The following is a 14524-nucleotide window of genomic DNA, read 5'->3' as shown; positions in this document are numbered from 1 at the left end:
CCGCCGTGGTGCTTGTAGTCGATCTCCGCGGACCGACCGGGGCGACCCAGCCGAGGCGGACGACCTGGTCGAAGTCGGCGCGGCGGACGCCGAGGCGGCGGGCGGCTTGGTCCGGTCCCAGCGGCACGTGACGATCCAGCAGAGCCGGCAGGTCCCGGCGGCGGGCAAGAGCGGCCACCTAATCCGGGTGGACATCGGGGAACGCCCCCTCACCGCCGAGGTAGACCAGCAGGCCGGCACCGAATCTCTGGGTTTCATGTCAGTGCGCCGTTCCGTGTTCCCAGTGCTTCATCTTGTTTCCATGCGCCCTCTTCGCGCCTGGCACTGCCGCTACGAGGCGGGTTGATTCGGATGTGGCAGCAGTCTGGTTCATGAGCAGCAAGGTTCCTCCGCCGCCGGGCACGTGCGTGCCGTCCGGGCTGCGGTACGCTGCTCCGTACAGAGAGCCTGGTGAGGAATGAAGAAGCAGTCCCTGGACGCCTCCGTATCGGCGCAAGCGTCAGGCGCAGCCTCGCACGGAGCCGGTGAGCCGGCCGTCCAGACGGATCGCACGGCGGCCCGCAGTGGGCTCGAACCCGTGCCGTTGTTCACGGTTCCCGTCATCCAGGCGCCGATCAAGCCCCGGCCCAACCCGCACGCCGATGCCTCCGTCGCCGCGGCCCACGCCCTGTGCGCATCCCATGGCATCTTCCTCAATGCCGAGGAGGAGCAGCGCACCATGGCCGACGATCTGTTGCGTGCCTCGGCCTGGGTTTACCCCCGGGCGTCCCTGCCGCGTCTGGTCAACCTGGCGGCCCTCTTCGCGTGGATGTTCCTGGCGGACGACCGCGACGACCATGCCGCCCGTGTCGAGGCCACTGCCCCGATCCCCGCACGCGACTTCCTCGAACGCTTCACTGTCGACATGTCCCCCGCCTGGGGCGGGCGCTTTATCCGCAACCTGAAGGACTGGACCGCCTCCAACCACCATGTGGCCCGCCACCGCCAAGCGGGCGCCGTTCCCACCGAAGCGGAGTACGTGCCGTTGCGGCGTCTGACCTCTGCCTTGGTGTGGTTCTACGATCTCATCGAGTACGCCAACGAGGAGGAACTCCCCGCGTCCTTTCTCGGCACCCCGGTCTACCGGTCGCTGATGGAATCGATCACCGACGCCACCACTTTCACCAATGACCTGTACTCGGCCCACAAGGAACACGCACGTGGCGAGCTGCACAACCTGCCCACCGTCCTGCGCCACCACCACGGCATGACCTGGCAAGAGGCCGCCGATGTCACCGCCGTGCGCGTCCACCACCACCTGCAAGCTTTCACGGATGCCTGCCAGGCACTGCCAGAACAGGCCACGCTGGAACGTCGCTGGGCACGCGGCCTTGCCGAGTGCATGGCCGGGAACCTCGCCTACTTCCGTACCTCACACCGCTACGCCACCCAAACCGGCCCTCACCCCACGCCAGTGAACTAGTACTGCAACGGTGTTTGCCGTGACGGTTGGGCAGGTCGGTCGTTGGTCGGTTCATGGGTGGGGAACGTGTTGATGCCCGGTTGTGGGCTGGTGAACTGAAGGCTCTGCATGAGCGGTTCGTGCACCGTTTTGCCAGGTCGGAGCCGCGGGAGTCGGCTCTTGCCTATATGCGGGGGCTGATAGCTCCGCTGGAGCGGAAGAACGGCTGGACGCTTGCCGAGGAGGCCGGGCATACGGGGCCGGACCGGATCCACCGGTTGTTGAACCGGATCGACTGGAACGCCGATGAGGTCCTGGACGACGTGCGCCAGTACGTGGTTGAGCATCTTGGCGACCGTGATGCTGTGCTGATCGTGGACGACACCGGGTTCTTGAAGAAGGGTGTCCGCTCGGCCGGGGTCCAGCGTCAGTACTCCGGGACCGCCGGGCGGACGGAGAACTCCCAGATCGGGGTGTTCCTCGCCTATGCCGGCGGCCGTGGCCGCACGTTGATCGACCGCCGCCTGTATCTGCCGACCTCGTGGACGGATGACCGGGAACGGTGCCGGGCGGCCGGCATCGACGACACGGTCGCCTTCGAGACGAAAGTGGTCATGGCCAAGGCCATGGTCCGCCGGGCCATCGCGGACCGGATTCCGTTCCGGTGGGTGACCGCGGACGCCGCCTACGGCTTCTCCAAGGGCTGGCGGACCGAGCTGGAGCGGGCGGATGTATTCCATGTCATGGCCACCACCCGCCACGACACCGTCGTCACCCGCTGGGCCATCGACCACCCCGTCCACGACCTGTTTCCCGGACTGCCCCGGCAGAAGTGGAAGCGCCGTTCCTGCGGCGACGGGGCCCACGGGCCGAGGGTCTACGACTGGGCGAGGGTCGAGGTCCGTCCCTGGCACCGCGAGGACCGCCGTCACTGGGTTATCGCCCGCCGCAGCGTCCGCCGGCCAGACGAGATCTCCTACTACATCGCCTACTGCCCGGCCGAGACCACACTGGATGAGCTGATCCACATCGCCGGCAGCCGGTGGGCGGTCGAGGAATGCTTCCAGACCGCAAAGCAGGAGTGCGGCCTGGACGACTACCAGGTCCGACGCTACGACGGCTGGCACCGCCACATGACCCTGGCCATCGCCGCATACGCCTGCCTCACCGTCCTGCGGGCCCGCGAACTCGACACTGGGAAAGCAGAAACGGATCCTCCCAGCTCATACCCCTCACCCTCCCCGAACTCCGACGCCTGATCAGCCGACTCACCCGGCCCCGCCCGAGCATCGACCACATCCTGCACTGGTCACACTGGCGACGACGACGCCAGTTCCAAGCCCGCACCAGCCACTACAAACGACGCGGCCACACACCACCAGAGGCCAACAACCCATCACGGCACAGACCGTTGCAGTACTAGGGTCCGTCTTCAAAAGATCGTTCGATGGTGGATCATGTTTTCGTGATCCGTCGCCATGAACTGACCGACTTCGACTGGGAGTTGCTGGCTCCGCTGATACCGAGGGCTGGCAGGGGTCGGCCTCGGGCGGAGGACCGGCGGGTGATCAACGGGATGGTCTACAAGATCCGGACCGGGGTCTCCTGGCGTGACCTGCCGGAACGTTACGGCCCGTGGAAGACGGTCTACACCCGCTTCCGCCGCTATGCGATCGACGGTGTCTTCACCCGGGCCCTCCAACAAGTCCAGGCCCGGGCGGATGCCGCCGGTGACATCGACTGGCTGGTCCAGATCGACTCCACCATCGTCCGCGCCCACCAGCACGCCGCCGCCACCGGCCGAAAAGGGGGAACCACCGGACGGACGAACCGGACGATCACGCCCTCGGCCGGTCCCGAGGAGGCCTGACCACCGAAATCCACCTCGCCTGCGACGGGGTCTTGAACATGGCGAAGACCTCCGGTGTGGTGACAGCTGTCTAGAAACCTATTGCACGACGGAGGACTTCGTGTCCCAGCCGTACGTGTCATGCGCAGGCGCGACAGGTCTTCGACCGCCCTCTGTCTCCGAGACCGGCAAGAACGCCATCGACGTCACCTCCGCAGGCAGGGGGACCGGCCTGGCCGGAGCTCGCCCACTGCCGACCGGCCTTCGTCCGCCGACCCGCCCCCGACGCCGCTTCAGGTGTGTGTGGGCGCGGAGCCGGTCGAGGCACTGATCGGCGTTCGAATACGGGTGGTCTTGAGCTCCGTGGCGGTGAAGGTCGAGTCGATCGTCCGGATGCAGACGCAGTGTGGGGGTCGCTGCACGAGACGGCTCGCGCGGGTCGCGGTCGGCACCGGTGAGCGAGGTCGAGCCGAGGACCGCCACGGTTTCCGGGGCCACGTGCTTGGTCGAATGGTTCCTCGAACCAGACTCGGTGAGCCGACCTCCCTGCGCAGGCACGGAACGTCCTGGTCAAAGGCCCTGCGCACAAGGGCCCGGCACCGCTCCAGGGTGTGCCGGGCCCTTGTGCGCTTCGGCGTCTACAGGCCGCCTCGTTTGGCGGGGAACTTCAGCAGCCTGGCCACCACCGTGTTCGGGTGTGCCGGGTCCACCAGGTCGACTGGCTTCTCCAGCGTGTACACGTCTCCCCGTGCCGGGTACTGCGTGAGCGTGGCGCTCAGGACCAACGGTTCCTTGGGGTGCAGCACGCCCGACTCACCCGGCAGGGCGAACGCGGCGGTGACCGGGATGACGTCGCGTTCCTGGTACTGCGGGGGAAAGTTCCGTGTTTGCCGCAGAGTGCTCTGAGGGTTGTCGTCCACCTCGCTCTGCTCGAAGGTCACCCTCCCCCCACCCTGGCTTGGGAGTTCCGCGGAAACGCTGAAGCCTACGGTTCGCAGTCGGACGCTGTTGGACGGGTCGTCCGGGTCGCGCTCGACGCGCTGCTTGATTCCACCGCGGAAATCGAAGGTGGAAAGTTGGCCCTTGTACATCATCGGCACGTTCGCCGCGAGCATCGAGGAAGGGAACTCCGCGCCGATGGGCGGCAGTCCCGCGACGGCACCGTGGGCAGACAAGGGCGCCGGCACGGCCGTGGCCGTACCCGAGGCGGCAGGACAGGCCGCAAGGGCGAGCAAAGCGGTACAGGCGGTGAACACCCTGGCCGAACGACGGGACATCCCGATTCCTCCTGATCATCGCTGAAAACAGATCAGAGGAAATTGCAGCGCAAATCCGACGAGGCGCGCCTCGCACCAGCAGCCATTCACCTGATCGTGTACCCACACTGGCCGGCCTGATGAACGCCTGCAGATCTGCGTTGCGTGTGGTGACTGCGAGGGGAAGTGCCGGCGGCACGGGTGAGGGCGAGGACCGTTGCGCTCCTCGCCCCCCCCTGTTCGGCATCAGTGGTTGACGATCACATTCTTGGCGAGCTCGATGCACCTCAGCGTCGCATCGGTCTGGCTCGTGCTCTTCAGCTCATTCCAGGCGTTCCACTTCGCCTTCCCGGTGAAGTCGGACATCGCAGGCACATCGGTGTCGTTGTCGCCGACGGTCGCCTGTTTGAAATAGGCATAGAGCTTCAGGAGGGTGTCGTTGTCCGGCTTGCTGGTCAAGTTCTTCACGTCTTCGGCCACCTGCTTGAATTCGGGGTTGTCGAGTCCTGCTGACATTCGTGTCCTTCCGTGGCGGACTGTTCGGACGCCCGATGTCCCGTGCGTCTACTTGGGTGAACGACCGCTGCTGATGGTGGGTGACACTTGGTCCCGGCGAGTGTGACGCAGCTGCGAGGCGCCCGCTCAACCCTTGAGCGAACCACCTGAATCAAACCCGACGGGAGGTCGCGGCCCGAGCAGCCAGCCGGCGCTGTGGGTCACCGATCGCGGGGGTTGCCTCCAGCCCAGTTCGATCAACGATGAACCTGACGGTCAAGCGAAGTGCCCACAGACTCCGGAGATGTCATGGCTTCTCTCCGGGGTCTGGTGCTGCCTGCCGTTCGAGGGCCCCGGCGAGTGCCGAGGGGCCGTGCCAGGCGCTGTTTGCGGCGACGGCGGCACGGAACTTCTGGGTCGTCAGTGCCACCGAGCCACGCTGGATGGGGGCCGGACCCGGCTCGCCCCACCCGGTGTGCAGCGCGGCTTCCATCCGGTCGTTCATGGCGTCGTTGATGACGCCCTGGTGTTCCTCGGGCACCTCGCGCACGTCCTGGACCACAACGATGGTGCCGTGGCGGGTGCCGATCATTCCGATCGTGCTGGCTCTCCAGCCGAGCCGGCGGGCCGCTTTGCGCATCGCGGCGCGGACGGCTGAAGCCGGACGGACGCCGCCAGGACTAGACCCCGGGCCGGGCCGTATTCCGGCGGCCCGAACGGCATGGGCATCTCTGCCTCCCGTCTGACAGTCCACCTCGCCGCGCGCCAACACCCGCCCCGCTTGGGGAGGACCCGCGTCCTCTGCCGTGATCGGCAAGCCCGCGTTCGCATCCCAGCTCTCCCGAAGGCAGTCCTCTCCTCCCTCACCCATCCACCGGATCCGCCACCGAGCCAAGCCCGCGACGGCGCTGGCGGCCGGCAGAGGTCAGCCTGACCGCACCTCCCTCACAGCCGGCCCCCGTCGTCCACCGACCCGCCCCCGCCTCCGCTCAGGTGCGTGTGGCGCGGAGCCGGTCGAGGTACTGATCGGCGTTCGGATACGGGCGGTCTTGGGCTCCGTGGCGGTGAAGGTCGAGTCGTCCGTCCGGATGCAGGCGCAGTGTGGTGGTCGCAGCACGGGACGGTCCGCGCGGGTCGCGGTCGGCGCCGGTGAGCGAGGTGGAGCCGAGGACGGCCACGGTCGGGGGGAACATCGCGGCGGCTTCGGTGGCCGTGGCGGCGGGTGGCCGGCCGGTGCGGTTGGCGCTGCTGACGTAGAGGATCGGGTGGTCGGCGAGGACGGGCAGCAGAGGTGTCCACCGGGCGCCGAACAGCAGGGTCCAGCCGTCCTGGCTGGCGGGTGACAGCCAGGACGGAATGGACGTGCCGGGGCGTATGGGGACCAGCAAGGTCACTCGCTCCTCGATGAGCAGCCGGCGGCCCAGGGAGGTCAGGGCCGCATCGAGGTCGAGGTAGTCATCGAGGGCTGCGAGGGTGTCGGGGTCGTGGGCCCAGAGTGCGACGGCCTGTTCGCCGGGCCTTGCCTTGGCGGTGTTGACGGCCCGCGGGTCTGTCGCGGCCACGGTATAGGTCAGGGGTGCGGGGTTGGGCAGCACCACCGCGGCACCTCGGGCGAGGGCTTTGCGTGCGCCGTCGGTGTCGACGGTGCCGATGTCGGGGTTCACAGCTGCTCGCCCGTCCTTGTGGTGCGCAGTGCGTTGAGGTATCCGGCGAAGGCCGGGTCGTCGACCACGGCTTGACCGGTGCGGTAGGCGTGGGTCTTGACCCAGCCCATCGCGGCGTGTGCCTGTGCGTCGTCCAGGTCGTGGCCGAGTCGGGTGGCCACCGCCTTGATGACCCGGGTGCTGGCCAGGTGGGTGAGCACCACGCTCGGGGTGATCCCGAGGAGTCTTTGGGGGTCGAAGGGCTGGAAGAGCTGTGGGTGGACGAAGGGGGTGCCGGTGGAGATCGTGCCGACCCCGCTGCCGACGATCGGCGTCGTCACGCTCAGCGGCACGCCTGTCTCTACGGAGACCATTCGTGCGATGGCCGGCAGACGGGTGAGGTCCGGGGCCGTCCACCAGGCGCTGGTGTCGGTGCCGAGGATGTGAGTGGTGCGCTCGGGCCGGTGGGCCAGCAGGAACAGCAGCTGTTCGGTGGCCACCATGCCGCTGCGCTCGGCGATGCCCAGCCAGGAACTGGAGACGACCCGTACCCCCGCCCGCAGGGCCTGCAGTGTGTTGGCCAAGCCCAGGCCCAGGTCGTTGTGCAGGTGGGAGGCGAGCACCACGTCATCGCCCGCGGCGGCTCGAACCCGGGTGAACATCTGCGCGACATCGGCGGGTAGTTGGTCGCCGACGGTGTCGGCCAGGATGACGGTTCCCGCGCCCGCCGCGGTCAGCTCCGTCGCGTACTCGGCCACAAGAGCGTGGTCGGCGCGGGATGCGTCCGCCAGGCAGACGTCCGCCGCCACCCCCTCATCCAGCCCCCGGGCTTCCTTGACGAGCGCGACGCCCTCCTGCAGCGCCTCGCGCGCCGGGCGATGGGACATCACCTGGGCCATCGGATCGGACGCGGGCACGACGACCATGATCCGGGCGTGCGCGGTGCCCTTGACCGAAGCGATGGCCTGCCGCACGTCCGCCGCCTTCCCCCGGCACACGGCGGCCACGCTCACTGCGCCCTCGGCCTCCACCGCGACCCTGCGAACCGCTTCGAACTCCTCCCTGCACACCGCCGGGAAACCCGCCGCGAACACCACGTGCCGCGGCCCGTGCGCACCGAAGATCCGGCCCTGCTCCCGCGCCAGCCGCACCCGGAAATCCGCGCCCATCAACGTCTTGGCTTGCGCGCCGTCACGGGCCGACTCCTCCCACAACACCACACGCCCCGCCAAAGCCGACTCCCGCACCACGTCGCCGCCCACCACGCACCCCGATCTCCACCCGGCCCAGCGGCCGACACCCACGCCCTCCACCGACAGGAAAGGCAGCCGACTGGGCACTCTAGTTCCGCTCAACCGGATAGCCGCAACATGCCGCCGCACAAGGCACCATGCCCCCTCCCGCCCCGGCACGGTGAGCAAGGAAAACCTCCTCCTACCCAGCCGGCCAGACCGCCCACATGCTTCTCGGTCCCGCCGCGGCGACACCGACGCCTCGGTCCGGCCGGAGCCGCGGAAGAAGCCCCCGCCGCGGGGACCGCGCCCGATCCGTTCAAAGCGGTGATCGACCGGAACCCGCGGGCCGCTCACCGCGGTGACGCCGTCGAGTCGTCCTTCCCCGCCGCCGAACCGGCGCCTCCTCGCGACGGCAGCCGGCCTCTCGGCATCCCAGCGCACCTACGAGCGGGCCCACGCCGCGGTCAAGCTCGCAGGTTCCCTGCCCAGCCGGACGCCGGGGACGGCCGGTCCCGGTCGACGCAAAAGGCAAGCAGACCGCCCGATTTCCCTCTATCAGCTGCCCGCAGTCGGCCACCGGGCTCGCGGCCGCTCTGCTCTACTGCTCGGTCTGCCCGGGTGAGGCGATCTTGACGAGGGCGAGCTGGCCGCGGCCCAGCCGGACGACCGTGGGCTTGGCGGGGTCCAGGTCCAGCGTTCCGTCAGGGGACGCCCCGTCGACGAGAGCCGGGATTTCCTGCGCCAAGGTGGCCGACGCCTCGGCAGCAGAGAGGCCAAGCGCATCCCCGAGGAGGGTCAGCCGCTCCTCGCCGATCAGGCCGGCCACCTGCTGCGGCGGGAGGGGCTCGTTGGCTCCGGTCGAGACCCATGATTCCACCTGGGTCAGGTCCTCAAGCGGGATCACCAGCTCCTGGTCAGAGTCATCCACGCCCTCCGTCGCAAGCGACCGCGAACTGACGTTGGCGAACGGGTAGGTGACCAGCAGCCCGACTTGGCCGCCGCCGGCACCAGTGGGGAACGGCACGGAGTTATCAGACATGCAGGAGCTCCAAACGTCATGTGAGTGGTTGGTGAATCCCCCGCCGGCTCCGTCTCTCGCTGAAACGCCGCAAGCAGAGCATGGTGGGACTATCGGGCAGTATCTGACCGACAGTCCGACCCGGCAGGCACAAGTCCCCATGTGCCGGAAAGGTTGGCCGGATGTCATTCCGTTGGTGGCCAGCCTCGGACGCCGACGCTCAGCCGAACCTACTCAAGCGCTGAAGGGGAGATCGGCTGCTCAGTCACACGGTTTCGAACTGCCGGCCCCCGAGCCCGCCGTCCGCACCGAGACCCCCAACACGCGCGGGCATCCACCCGCGGTCAGAAACCCGACCGGCAGATCGACGCCCTGCGACGACACGGCAGATCCCCCCGCTGTACGAGGAACGCGACGTGATCCCGGCGCGGCATCACCCGTAGGGAGGACATGGCTGCCGGAACCACTCCGGGACACGGCGTGGAGATCGACAATCCTCGGTATGACGTCTCTCCCCAGCCGCCGCCGTCTGCTCGGCCAGGTCGTGGCGGCCGCCGGCGGCACACTCCTCGCGGGCCAAGCCGGCCGCGCCTTCGCCGCCTCGCAACCTGCGTCGTTCCCGCCCATCGGGCAGACCATCAACCTCAGCCTGAACGCCTTCGGCGCCACGCTGGCCGTGAACCTCCCACCACCGCTGCCCACACTGAACTTCATCGGCTCCATGCGCGTGAAAGTCCTGGCCGGCGGTGCGGACTTCGTACGACTGCAGACACTCCACCTCACCATGGCGGCGCACCACCCGTTGTTCGGGACGGTCACCCTGCGCCTGCCGGACCTTGATGTCGGACCCCTCAGCATCCTCAAGATCGGCCCCGGCGGGATCACCGCGAACTGGAACCAATCCATGGAGGCCACCTTCGAACGCTCAGGCGACACCGAGGGCCCGTTCGTCTACGAGACCCTCGACCCGGCGAAGTGGGTCGCCCACCTCACCCACTACCCGCCGCCACCCCAGCAGACCAACCCCAACGGGTCACCCACCGGCGGTGCCCTGTTCCAGCTGCAAGCCCCGATCCGCCTGGGCACCGTGTCGCCGACCGGCAAGAAAACTCCATACGCCCAACTCCAGGGCATGAACGTCAACCAAGGACAGCTACCGGGCACGGCCTAGGCGATGCGCCGGCCGATCATCTGCCTGTCGCCCCCGGGAGCCGCCAGGATCGACCGGCCAGTCGCACCTGACGTACGTCATGAAAACATTGAGGCCAGTGGCTGAACATGCGGAGAGGACGACAATGCCCAACGAAATCGAACCCGCCGAGGACGACACCACCACCTCTGATCAGGCTGAGCCGAGCCTGAGGAACGCTGCGGCGTCCGTCGCCGAGCACACGCCCACGCAGGACATCGGTAAGTTTGCTCCGGCTTCCGACAACCCCTACTAGGCGCAGTGGGGCGCGGGCGTGTGCCGGGCAGCACCGTCGCCGCCCGGCACACGACCTCTGCAGGGGCTTCAGCGGCTACCGCTGACCTGGTGGCCGGCGGGGTCACCAGGGTCAGCCGTGGCGGTGGCCTCTTCCGCCGCCGAATTCGCCGCCCACGACGGCATCAGCACGCACGGCACATCGCCGCATCACCGCGCATGGACGGAGCGCCGTGACCCCAAGGGGCCGGACCAGGTGGTGCCTCCCGTTCTCGTGAACATGGCCTCAGGTCCGATCCGCCTGCCTCCCGGGATGGTGAAGAACTTCTGTCGGAAGTCGCGAACGAAGCCACCCTGCGGTGATCGCCGGCTCTCCGGTAGATCATGTGTGATCAGCCCGCAAGGTGTTCCAGCGCCTGGACCAGGGTGACGGCTTTCGCACGAACCTCATAACGGGCGGTGTCCTGCAGAGTGAAGAACAGGAGCCGCTCCTTAGGGGCGGCGACGTTGACCTCGAAGGCGAGGGGCAGAATCGCCATCACGCCGCCAGTCTCGGCATTCTGCACCGCGAACAGCAGGTTGTAGTAGTAGCTCGTGTTCCCGGAGGTTTCGCTCTTCCAGAAGAGCCAGGCTGAGTCCTCCTGCGCCTTCAGGTTCGTGAACACGTTGGTGAGGGCGTTGGCCACCTGGGCCCAGAAGGTGGGAGAGCTGATCGCCATCGCGAGGACGGTACGGAAGAGTTCCTTCAGCTGGTCAACCATGACACTGACCTGGACGGTCTGCTGAATCACGCTCTGGTTCAGGGTCTGGACCACCGCAGAGTTGGGGATGCCCTGCGCGATCGACACGGCCCTCGCAAAGTTGAAACTCAGGTCCTCCCGCTCAATGGCGCCCTGGAACGCTCCGGCCAGCCTGAGGGTCTGAGGGAGGTACTTGGGCTCGACCTGGTAGACCTCGCAGTAGTTGGTCGCCTCTGTGGCCGGGATCGTCAGCGTGATGACGTTGAACGGCTTGGAAGCGTTCGAAACCTGCTGGTCAGACATGGATTCTCCCCTGAGTCACGATCTGTGCTGTGAGAGTATTCGTCAGTTTCACCATCAGGTATAGATCATTTTTGCGTCACTTCGACCAGTCCACTCAGACACATCTCAGGCCCCTGACCAGCAGACTTGGCCAGCAAGCACACCATTCGGGTGACATCGAAACCCGCCAGCGCCCCGCGGTCCAACGCCCGTCGCCGATATCCAAACACACAGCCTGCACTGCCCCCCGGCCCCGAGTGAACTGCCACCCAGGCGGGTGCCCCGTCCTTGGCCGCCGACAGGCCGGCGTAGCCGACGACGTCCCGCGGATCACCGGCTTTCGAGGATCGGGGGTGCAGGGAGCGCCGCAGCGCACCGTCGGATACCTGGCCGGTGACGGCGCGCGTCAGCGCCCACGCCTGGCCGCGCCCAACACCAGCAGTCCCGCCTTCAACCGCATCAGCAGCTTCACCACCTGGATCAACACCGTGATGCGCACCGGCTGACCCTGACCCGAGACACCACCAGCCCGGGAACCGGCGGCCTCCAAGCAGGTCGATGGCGAGCGGTTGTGGCATACCTGACGTTCCATCCCGGCCGGCCAGGACACAAACCTCCAGGCCAGCTACCAGATCCGATCCTTCAAGCCCCAGCAAGGCCGCGGCCGGCGCGAGTCAGCCCCACATGCATGACAATCGGTTCACGTTCGGTGTCAGCAGACAGTGACACCCGCCGCGGGCCCGATCCAGGCGCGGCCACGTCTCCTGGCTGCGCTCTCCCGGCTTCACGTCAGTACCTGCTTTTAAACCCCGAAGCTGTCAGGCGCGGAGCACAACCGGTTGGTCCTGGACTCGTTGATGATGTTGTGAACAACCACAAGAAAGCGGCGGCCGTGGCCGCCCTGGCGTTCAGCATCGCGTGCAGTACTGTCCCCGCCCATGCTGATGCCCCCAGCGGCAATTTCCAGATCCGCAAGCTGCACGAGACAAACCGCTGTGTCGGCTGGGGGGATAAGCAGGGCCACCTTCGGCCGGTCTCGAACCAGCCGTGCTGGGAGAAGGAGCGGACTACGTGGACCTACACCGCTGACCACCGCCTCGTCAGCGACGGTGAGTGCCTTGAGGCATGGAACGTCGCCGGCTACCTCCCCATCCTGGTGACGTGCGAGCCTGGCAAGGCCACACAGGAATGGAACATCCGCGCTGAAACCTACGGACACACGATCCGTCCGGCGGTAGCCGACTGGCTCCTCCTCACATGGGTTGCGCGGGAGAGCAGCTTTTTGGACCTCAGGACGGATTTCGGTCAGGGCGACACCTGGCAGCGCTTCGACTTCCTCAACGCCTCCTGAGTAACTGCCGGCGGCGTTGTCGAACGTGTCTCCAGCAGGCTAGACGTCGTCGGGTCAGCCCCCAAGGGCGCAGTGGATGTCCGAGTAATTCGCGATGTACTGGTTGACGCGTTGCAGACCTTTGGTAAGTCGCGTATGAGGAGCTGACAGGACCGTCGCTTGCCGCGACCTGCGGCCGCTCGTCGGCCTGCGCCCAGATCGCCGCCGCCGACACGGCCAGCACTCACGCACTTGATCAGAGTCTTCTTCATACCGTGATCAACCGCCCAGGGGCCGGGCGCCCGGCACGCGGTCCACATCACCACGACCTGCGACGTCGTCGAGGATGCCGCAGCCGGGCCGTGTGGGAGGGCGCCCGCCCCGGGCCGGGCTGATGCGGAACACTCCTGCCCTGCCCAGGCGGAGCCGGGCAGGGGTACTCCGGCTCGTGTCCGCGATGACGGCAGCCGGCATCCTGCTCTGCATCCCCACCGCGCTGCGCCTCATGCGGAGCGTCGCGGCGCCCTGCGAGTATCAGCCGCTGGCGAGCCTGGCCAATTCGGCGGCGTCACCGTTGAACCGCAGCTGGTCCCCGGGGTACGGGCCGTGGTCCGCGTACTCCCAGAAGGAGTAGTAGCTCCAGCCGCTCGGCAGTGCTCCGGGAGTGCTCGCCCAGCGGTCGATCCACAGGGGGTAATCCTGGCCAAATGATGCATTATTGCCCGTGCATTGCTGCCACCACGAGATGGTCGTCTCGATCACGGGAAAACGGCTGGTCCTGGCGTGATACGTATTCCCGAAGTCCCGGATCCAGTTCACCATCGCTGACTGGCTCAGACCGTGGCAGCCGGCCTGCAGGTCGAGCGCGCCGGGCAGCGTGCCGTGGGCCTGGCGGTCGCGGTCGAACACCTGCTGTCCGAGCGTGAACCGCGGCCGGTTGCCTAGGGCGCGGACCCGGGGTGATCGCGTCGGCGTCTGCCGGTCTGAAGCATCATTCCGTCGGAGTCGGTGAACGTGATCAGGCGGTGAGCATCGCACATCGGCCTACCCGGAACACTCCTGGCGCAGAGCACCGTCACCGGTGAGGTCCACCCCCAGCTGGAGCCACGGTCCACCGTCACCGTGAGCGCCACCGCGCCGAGCATGACGCACGCCCCGTTCAACAACGGAGGCCGACGGGCGGCACTCTCTGCATTGAAAGAGGGGGTGACACACCAGTAGACCAGCGCGCCGGACAGGAGGCACACCGGCACGACGCTCAGGAAGACCGACCGCCAGCCGAACGCGGACACGAGGGCTCCACCCGCGAAGGGCGCCAGCGCCGCCATGCCGCTCGCCGTCGCCATCACGACGCCGAGACCGATTTCGCGGCGACGGCCCGAGAACCCGCCCGCGGTCATCGCGATGGCTCCGGGCACGATGAACCCGCCAGCGACACCCTGGACCGCCCGGCCGAGGATGAGCCAGGGAAGCGAGGGGGCGAACGCGCACAGCAGGGAACCCAGTACGAAGAGCTCAAGACCGTAGATGGTTGTGCGTCGTCGGCCGAACGCATCGACGACCCACCCGCCGATCGGCATCACCGAGCCGAAGGCGAGGGTGAACGCGGAGATCAACCACTGCAGGTCGGTCACCGGTCTGTGCAGGTAGGCGGCAATGTCCGGCAGTGCCATGTTGACCGCGAGCCAGTCCAATTCGACCACCAAAGCCGCGGTCGCGGCCGCGAGCAGCGCGAGCCGGTCACGGGGTCCGAATACTGCGCGGCCGACGCTGTTCGGCATGGACCGCCTCATCCCCTCTGCCACCTCGCGC

General features: G+C 67.7%; 16 protein-coding genes. 7 read left to right on the top strand and 9 right to left on the bottom strand.

All coding sequences use genetic code 11. The features are described 5' to 3' along the window. The first annotated feature begins 457 nt into the window (after window positions 1-457). The 3 genes from ACIA6C_RS15975 (at window position 458) to ACIA6C_RS15965 (ending at window position 3311) form a co-directional block, all read left to right on the top strand. Window positions 458-1462: a terpene synthase family protein gene (locus ACIA6C_RS15975; RefSeq protein ID WP_399276151.1), complete on the top strand. Its 1005-nt coding sequence runs from the start codon at window positions 458-460 to the stop codon at window positions 1460-1462. A gap of 53 nt (window positions 1463-1515) precedes the next feature. Then, window positions 1516-2700, top strand: coding sequence for an IS701 family transposase (locus tag ACIA6C_RS15970; RefSeq protein WP_399276149.1), 1185 nt, complete (start codon window positions 1516-1518; stop codon window positions 2698-2700). 206 nt (window positions 2701-2906) lie between these two features. Then, window positions 2907-3311, top strand: coding sequence for an IS5 family transposase (locus ACIA6C_RS15965; RefSeq protein WP_399276147.1), 405 nt, complete (start codon window positions 2907-2909; stop codon window positions 3309-3311). 617 nt (window positions 3312-3928) lie between these two features. On the opposite strand, the gene ACIA6C_RS15960 is transcribed toward ACIA6C_RS15965, so the two are convergent. The 6 genes from ACIA6C_RS15960 to ACIA6C_RS15935 form a co-directional block, all read right to left on the bottom strand. After that, entirely contained in the window at window positions 3929-4567 is a 639-nt protein-coding gene (locus tag ACIA6C_RS15960) for a hypothetical protein (RefSeq protein WP_399276145.1), read from the bottom strand. Window positions 4568-4792: 225 nt separating this feature from the next. Then, complete coding sequence (locus tag ACIA6C_RS15955; RefSeq protein ID WP_399276143.1) at window positions 4793-5062, bottom strand: acyl-CoA-binding protein; 270 nt, start codon at window positions 5060-5062, stop codon at window positions 4793-4795. 286 nt (window positions 5063-5348) lie between these two features. Further along, window positions 5349-5633 (bottom strand): hypothetical protein, encoded by a 285-nt coding sequence (locus tag ACIA6C_RS15950; protein ID WP_399276141.1) that lies wholly within the window; start codon window positions 5631-5633, stop codon window positions 5349-5351. Window positions 5634-6030: 397 nt separating this feature from the next. Further along, window positions 6031-6705: a hypothetical protein gene (locus ACIA6C_RS15945; RefSeq protein ID WP_399276139.1), complete on the bottom strand. Its 675-nt coding sequence runs from the start codon at window positions 6703-6705 to the stop codon at window positions 6031-6033. Further along, the gene (locus ACIA6C_RS15940; RefSeq protein WP_399276137.1) at window positions 6702-7949 is read right to left on the bottom strand and encodes a 2-isopropylmalate synthase; all 1248 of its coding nucleotides are present in this window, start codon (window positions 7947-7949) and stop codon (window positions 6702-6704) included. Before ACIA6C_RS15940 ends, ACIA6C_RS15945 begins: the two co-directional genes overlap by 4 nt. Before the next feature lie 568 nt (window positions 7950-8517). Then, the gene (locus tag ACIA6C_RS15935; protein WP_399276135.1) at window positions 8518-8958 is read right to left on the bottom strand and encodes a YidB family protein; all 441 of its coding nucleotides are present in this window, start codon (window positions 8956-8958) and stop codon (window positions 8518-8520) included. A 481-nt stretch (window positions 8959-9439) separates the two neighbouring features. Here ACIA6C_RS15935 and ACIA6C_RS15930 point away from each other — a divergent pair, with 481 nt between their 5' ends. Together ACIA6C_RS15930 and ACIA6C_RS15925 are read left to right on the top strand one after the other, a co-directional pair. Then, on the top strand, window positions 9440-10108 hold the full coding sequence (locus tag ACIA6C_RS15930) for a hypothetical protein (RefSeq protein ID WP_399276133.1): 669 nt from the start codon (window positions 9440-9442) through the stop codon (window positions 10106-10108). 124 nt (window positions 10109-10232) lie between these two features. Beyond that, window positions 10233-10382, top strand: coding sequence for a hypothetical protein (locus tag ACIA6C_RS15925; protein WP_399276131.1), 150 nt, complete (start codon window positions 10233-10235; stop codon window positions 10380-10382). Between the two features lie 370 nt (window positions 10383-10752). On the opposite strand, the gene ACIA6C_RS15920 is transcribed toward ACIA6C_RS15925, so the two are convergent. Next, window positions 10753-11403, bottom strand: a complete 651-nt coding sequence (locus ACIA6C_RS15920) for a hypothetical protein (RefSeq protein WP_399276129.1) — start codon at window positions 11401-11403, stop codon at window positions 10753-10755. A gap of 332 nt (window positions 11404-11735) precedes the next feature. Here ACIA6C_RS15920 and ACIA6C_RS15915 point away from each other — a divergent pair, with 332 nt between their 5' ends. Both ACIA6C_RS15915 and ACIA6C_RS15910 read left to right on the top strand, forming a co-directional pair. Continuing rightward, window positions 11736-11888 (top strand): hypothetical protein, encoded by a 153-nt coding sequence (locus ACIA6C_RS15915; RefSeq protein WP_399276127.1) that lies wholly within the window; start codon window positions 11736-11738, stop codon window positions 11886-11888. A gap of 359 nt (window positions 11889-12247) precedes the next feature. Next, on the top strand, window positions 12248-12733 hold the full coding sequence (locus ACIA6C_RS15910; RefSeq protein WP_399276125.1) for a ricin-type beta-trefoil lectin domain protein: 486 nt from the start codon (window positions 12248-12250) through the stop codon (window positions 12731-12733). Window positions 12734-13246: 513 nt separating this feature from the next. Here the strand turns inward: ACIA6C_RS15910 and ACIA6C_RS15905 are convergent. Together ACIA6C_RS15905 and ACIA6C_RS15900 are read right to left on the bottom strand one after the other, a co-directional pair. Continuing rightward, window positions 13247-13621, bottom strand: coding sequence for a GH25 family lysozyme (locus ACIA6C_RS15905; RefSeq protein WP_399276123.1), 375 nt, complete (start codon window positions 13619-13621; stop codon window positions 13247-13249). 32 nt (window positions 13622-13653) lie between these two features. Continuing rightward, window positions 13654-14493 carry an MFS transporter gene (locus ACIA6C_RS15900; protein WP_399276121.1) on the bottom strand — a complete coding sequence of 280 codons (840 nt, stop codon included), beginning with the start codon at window positions 14491-14493 and terminating at the stop codon, window positions 13654-13656. Window positions 14494-14524: the final 31 nt, after the last annotated feature.

It is taken from the genome of Streptomyces sp. NPDC051578, assembly GCF_044454045.1.
In the GTDB taxonomy this organism is placed as follows: domain Bacteria; phylum Actinomycetota; class Actinomycetes; order Streptomycetales; family Streptomycetaceae; genus Streptomyces.
The sequence above is the reverse complement of the archived record's forward strand: the minus strand, read 5'-3'. Positions and strand labels throughout refer to the sequence as shown.

Bases quoted from the DNA above. Each gene is read 5' to 3' on its own strand.
- ACIA6C_RS15925 (WP_399276131.1), top strand. From the start codon at position 10,233: ATGCCCAACGAAATCGAACCCGCCGAGGACGACACCACCACCTCTGAT.
- ACIA6C_RS15975 (WP_399276151.1), top strand. From the start codon at position 458: ATGAAGAAGCAGTCCCTGGACGCCTCCGTATCGGCGCAAGCGTCAGGC.
- ACIA6C_RS15935 (WP_399276135.1), bottom strand. From the start codon at position 8,958: ATGTCTGATAACTCCGTGCCGTTCCCCACTGGTGCCGGCGGCGGCCAA.
- ACIA6C_RS15970 (WP_399276149.1), top strand. From the start codon at position 1,516: ATGGGTGGGGAACGTGTTGATGCCCGGTTGTGGGCTGGTGAACTGAAG.
- ACIA6C_RS15930 (WP_399276133.1), top strand. From the start codon at position 9,440: ATGACGTCTCTCCCCAGCCGCCGCCGTCTGCTCGGCCAGGTCGTGGCG.
- ACIA6C_RS15960 (WP_399276145.1), bottom strand. From the start codon at position 4,567: ATGTCCCGTCGTTCGGCCAGGGTGTTCACCGCCTGTACCGCTTTGCTC.
- ACIA6C_RS15920 (WP_399276129.1), bottom strand. From the start codon at position 11,403: ATGTCTGACCAGCAGGTTTCGAACGCTTCCAAGCCGTTCAACGTCATC.
- ACIA6C_RS15900 (WP_399276121.1), bottom strand. From the start codon at position 14,493: ATGCCGAACAGCGTCGGCCGCGCAGTATTCGGACCCCGTGACCGGCTC.
- ACIA6C_RS15955 (WP_399276143.1), bottom strand. From the start codon at position 5,062: ATGTCAGCAGGACTCGACAACCCCGAATTCAAGCAGGTGGCCGAAGAC.
- ACIA6C_RS15950 (WP_399276141.1), bottom strand. From the start codon at position 5,633: ATGATCGGCACCCGCCACGGCACCATCGTTGTGGTCCAGGACGTGCGC.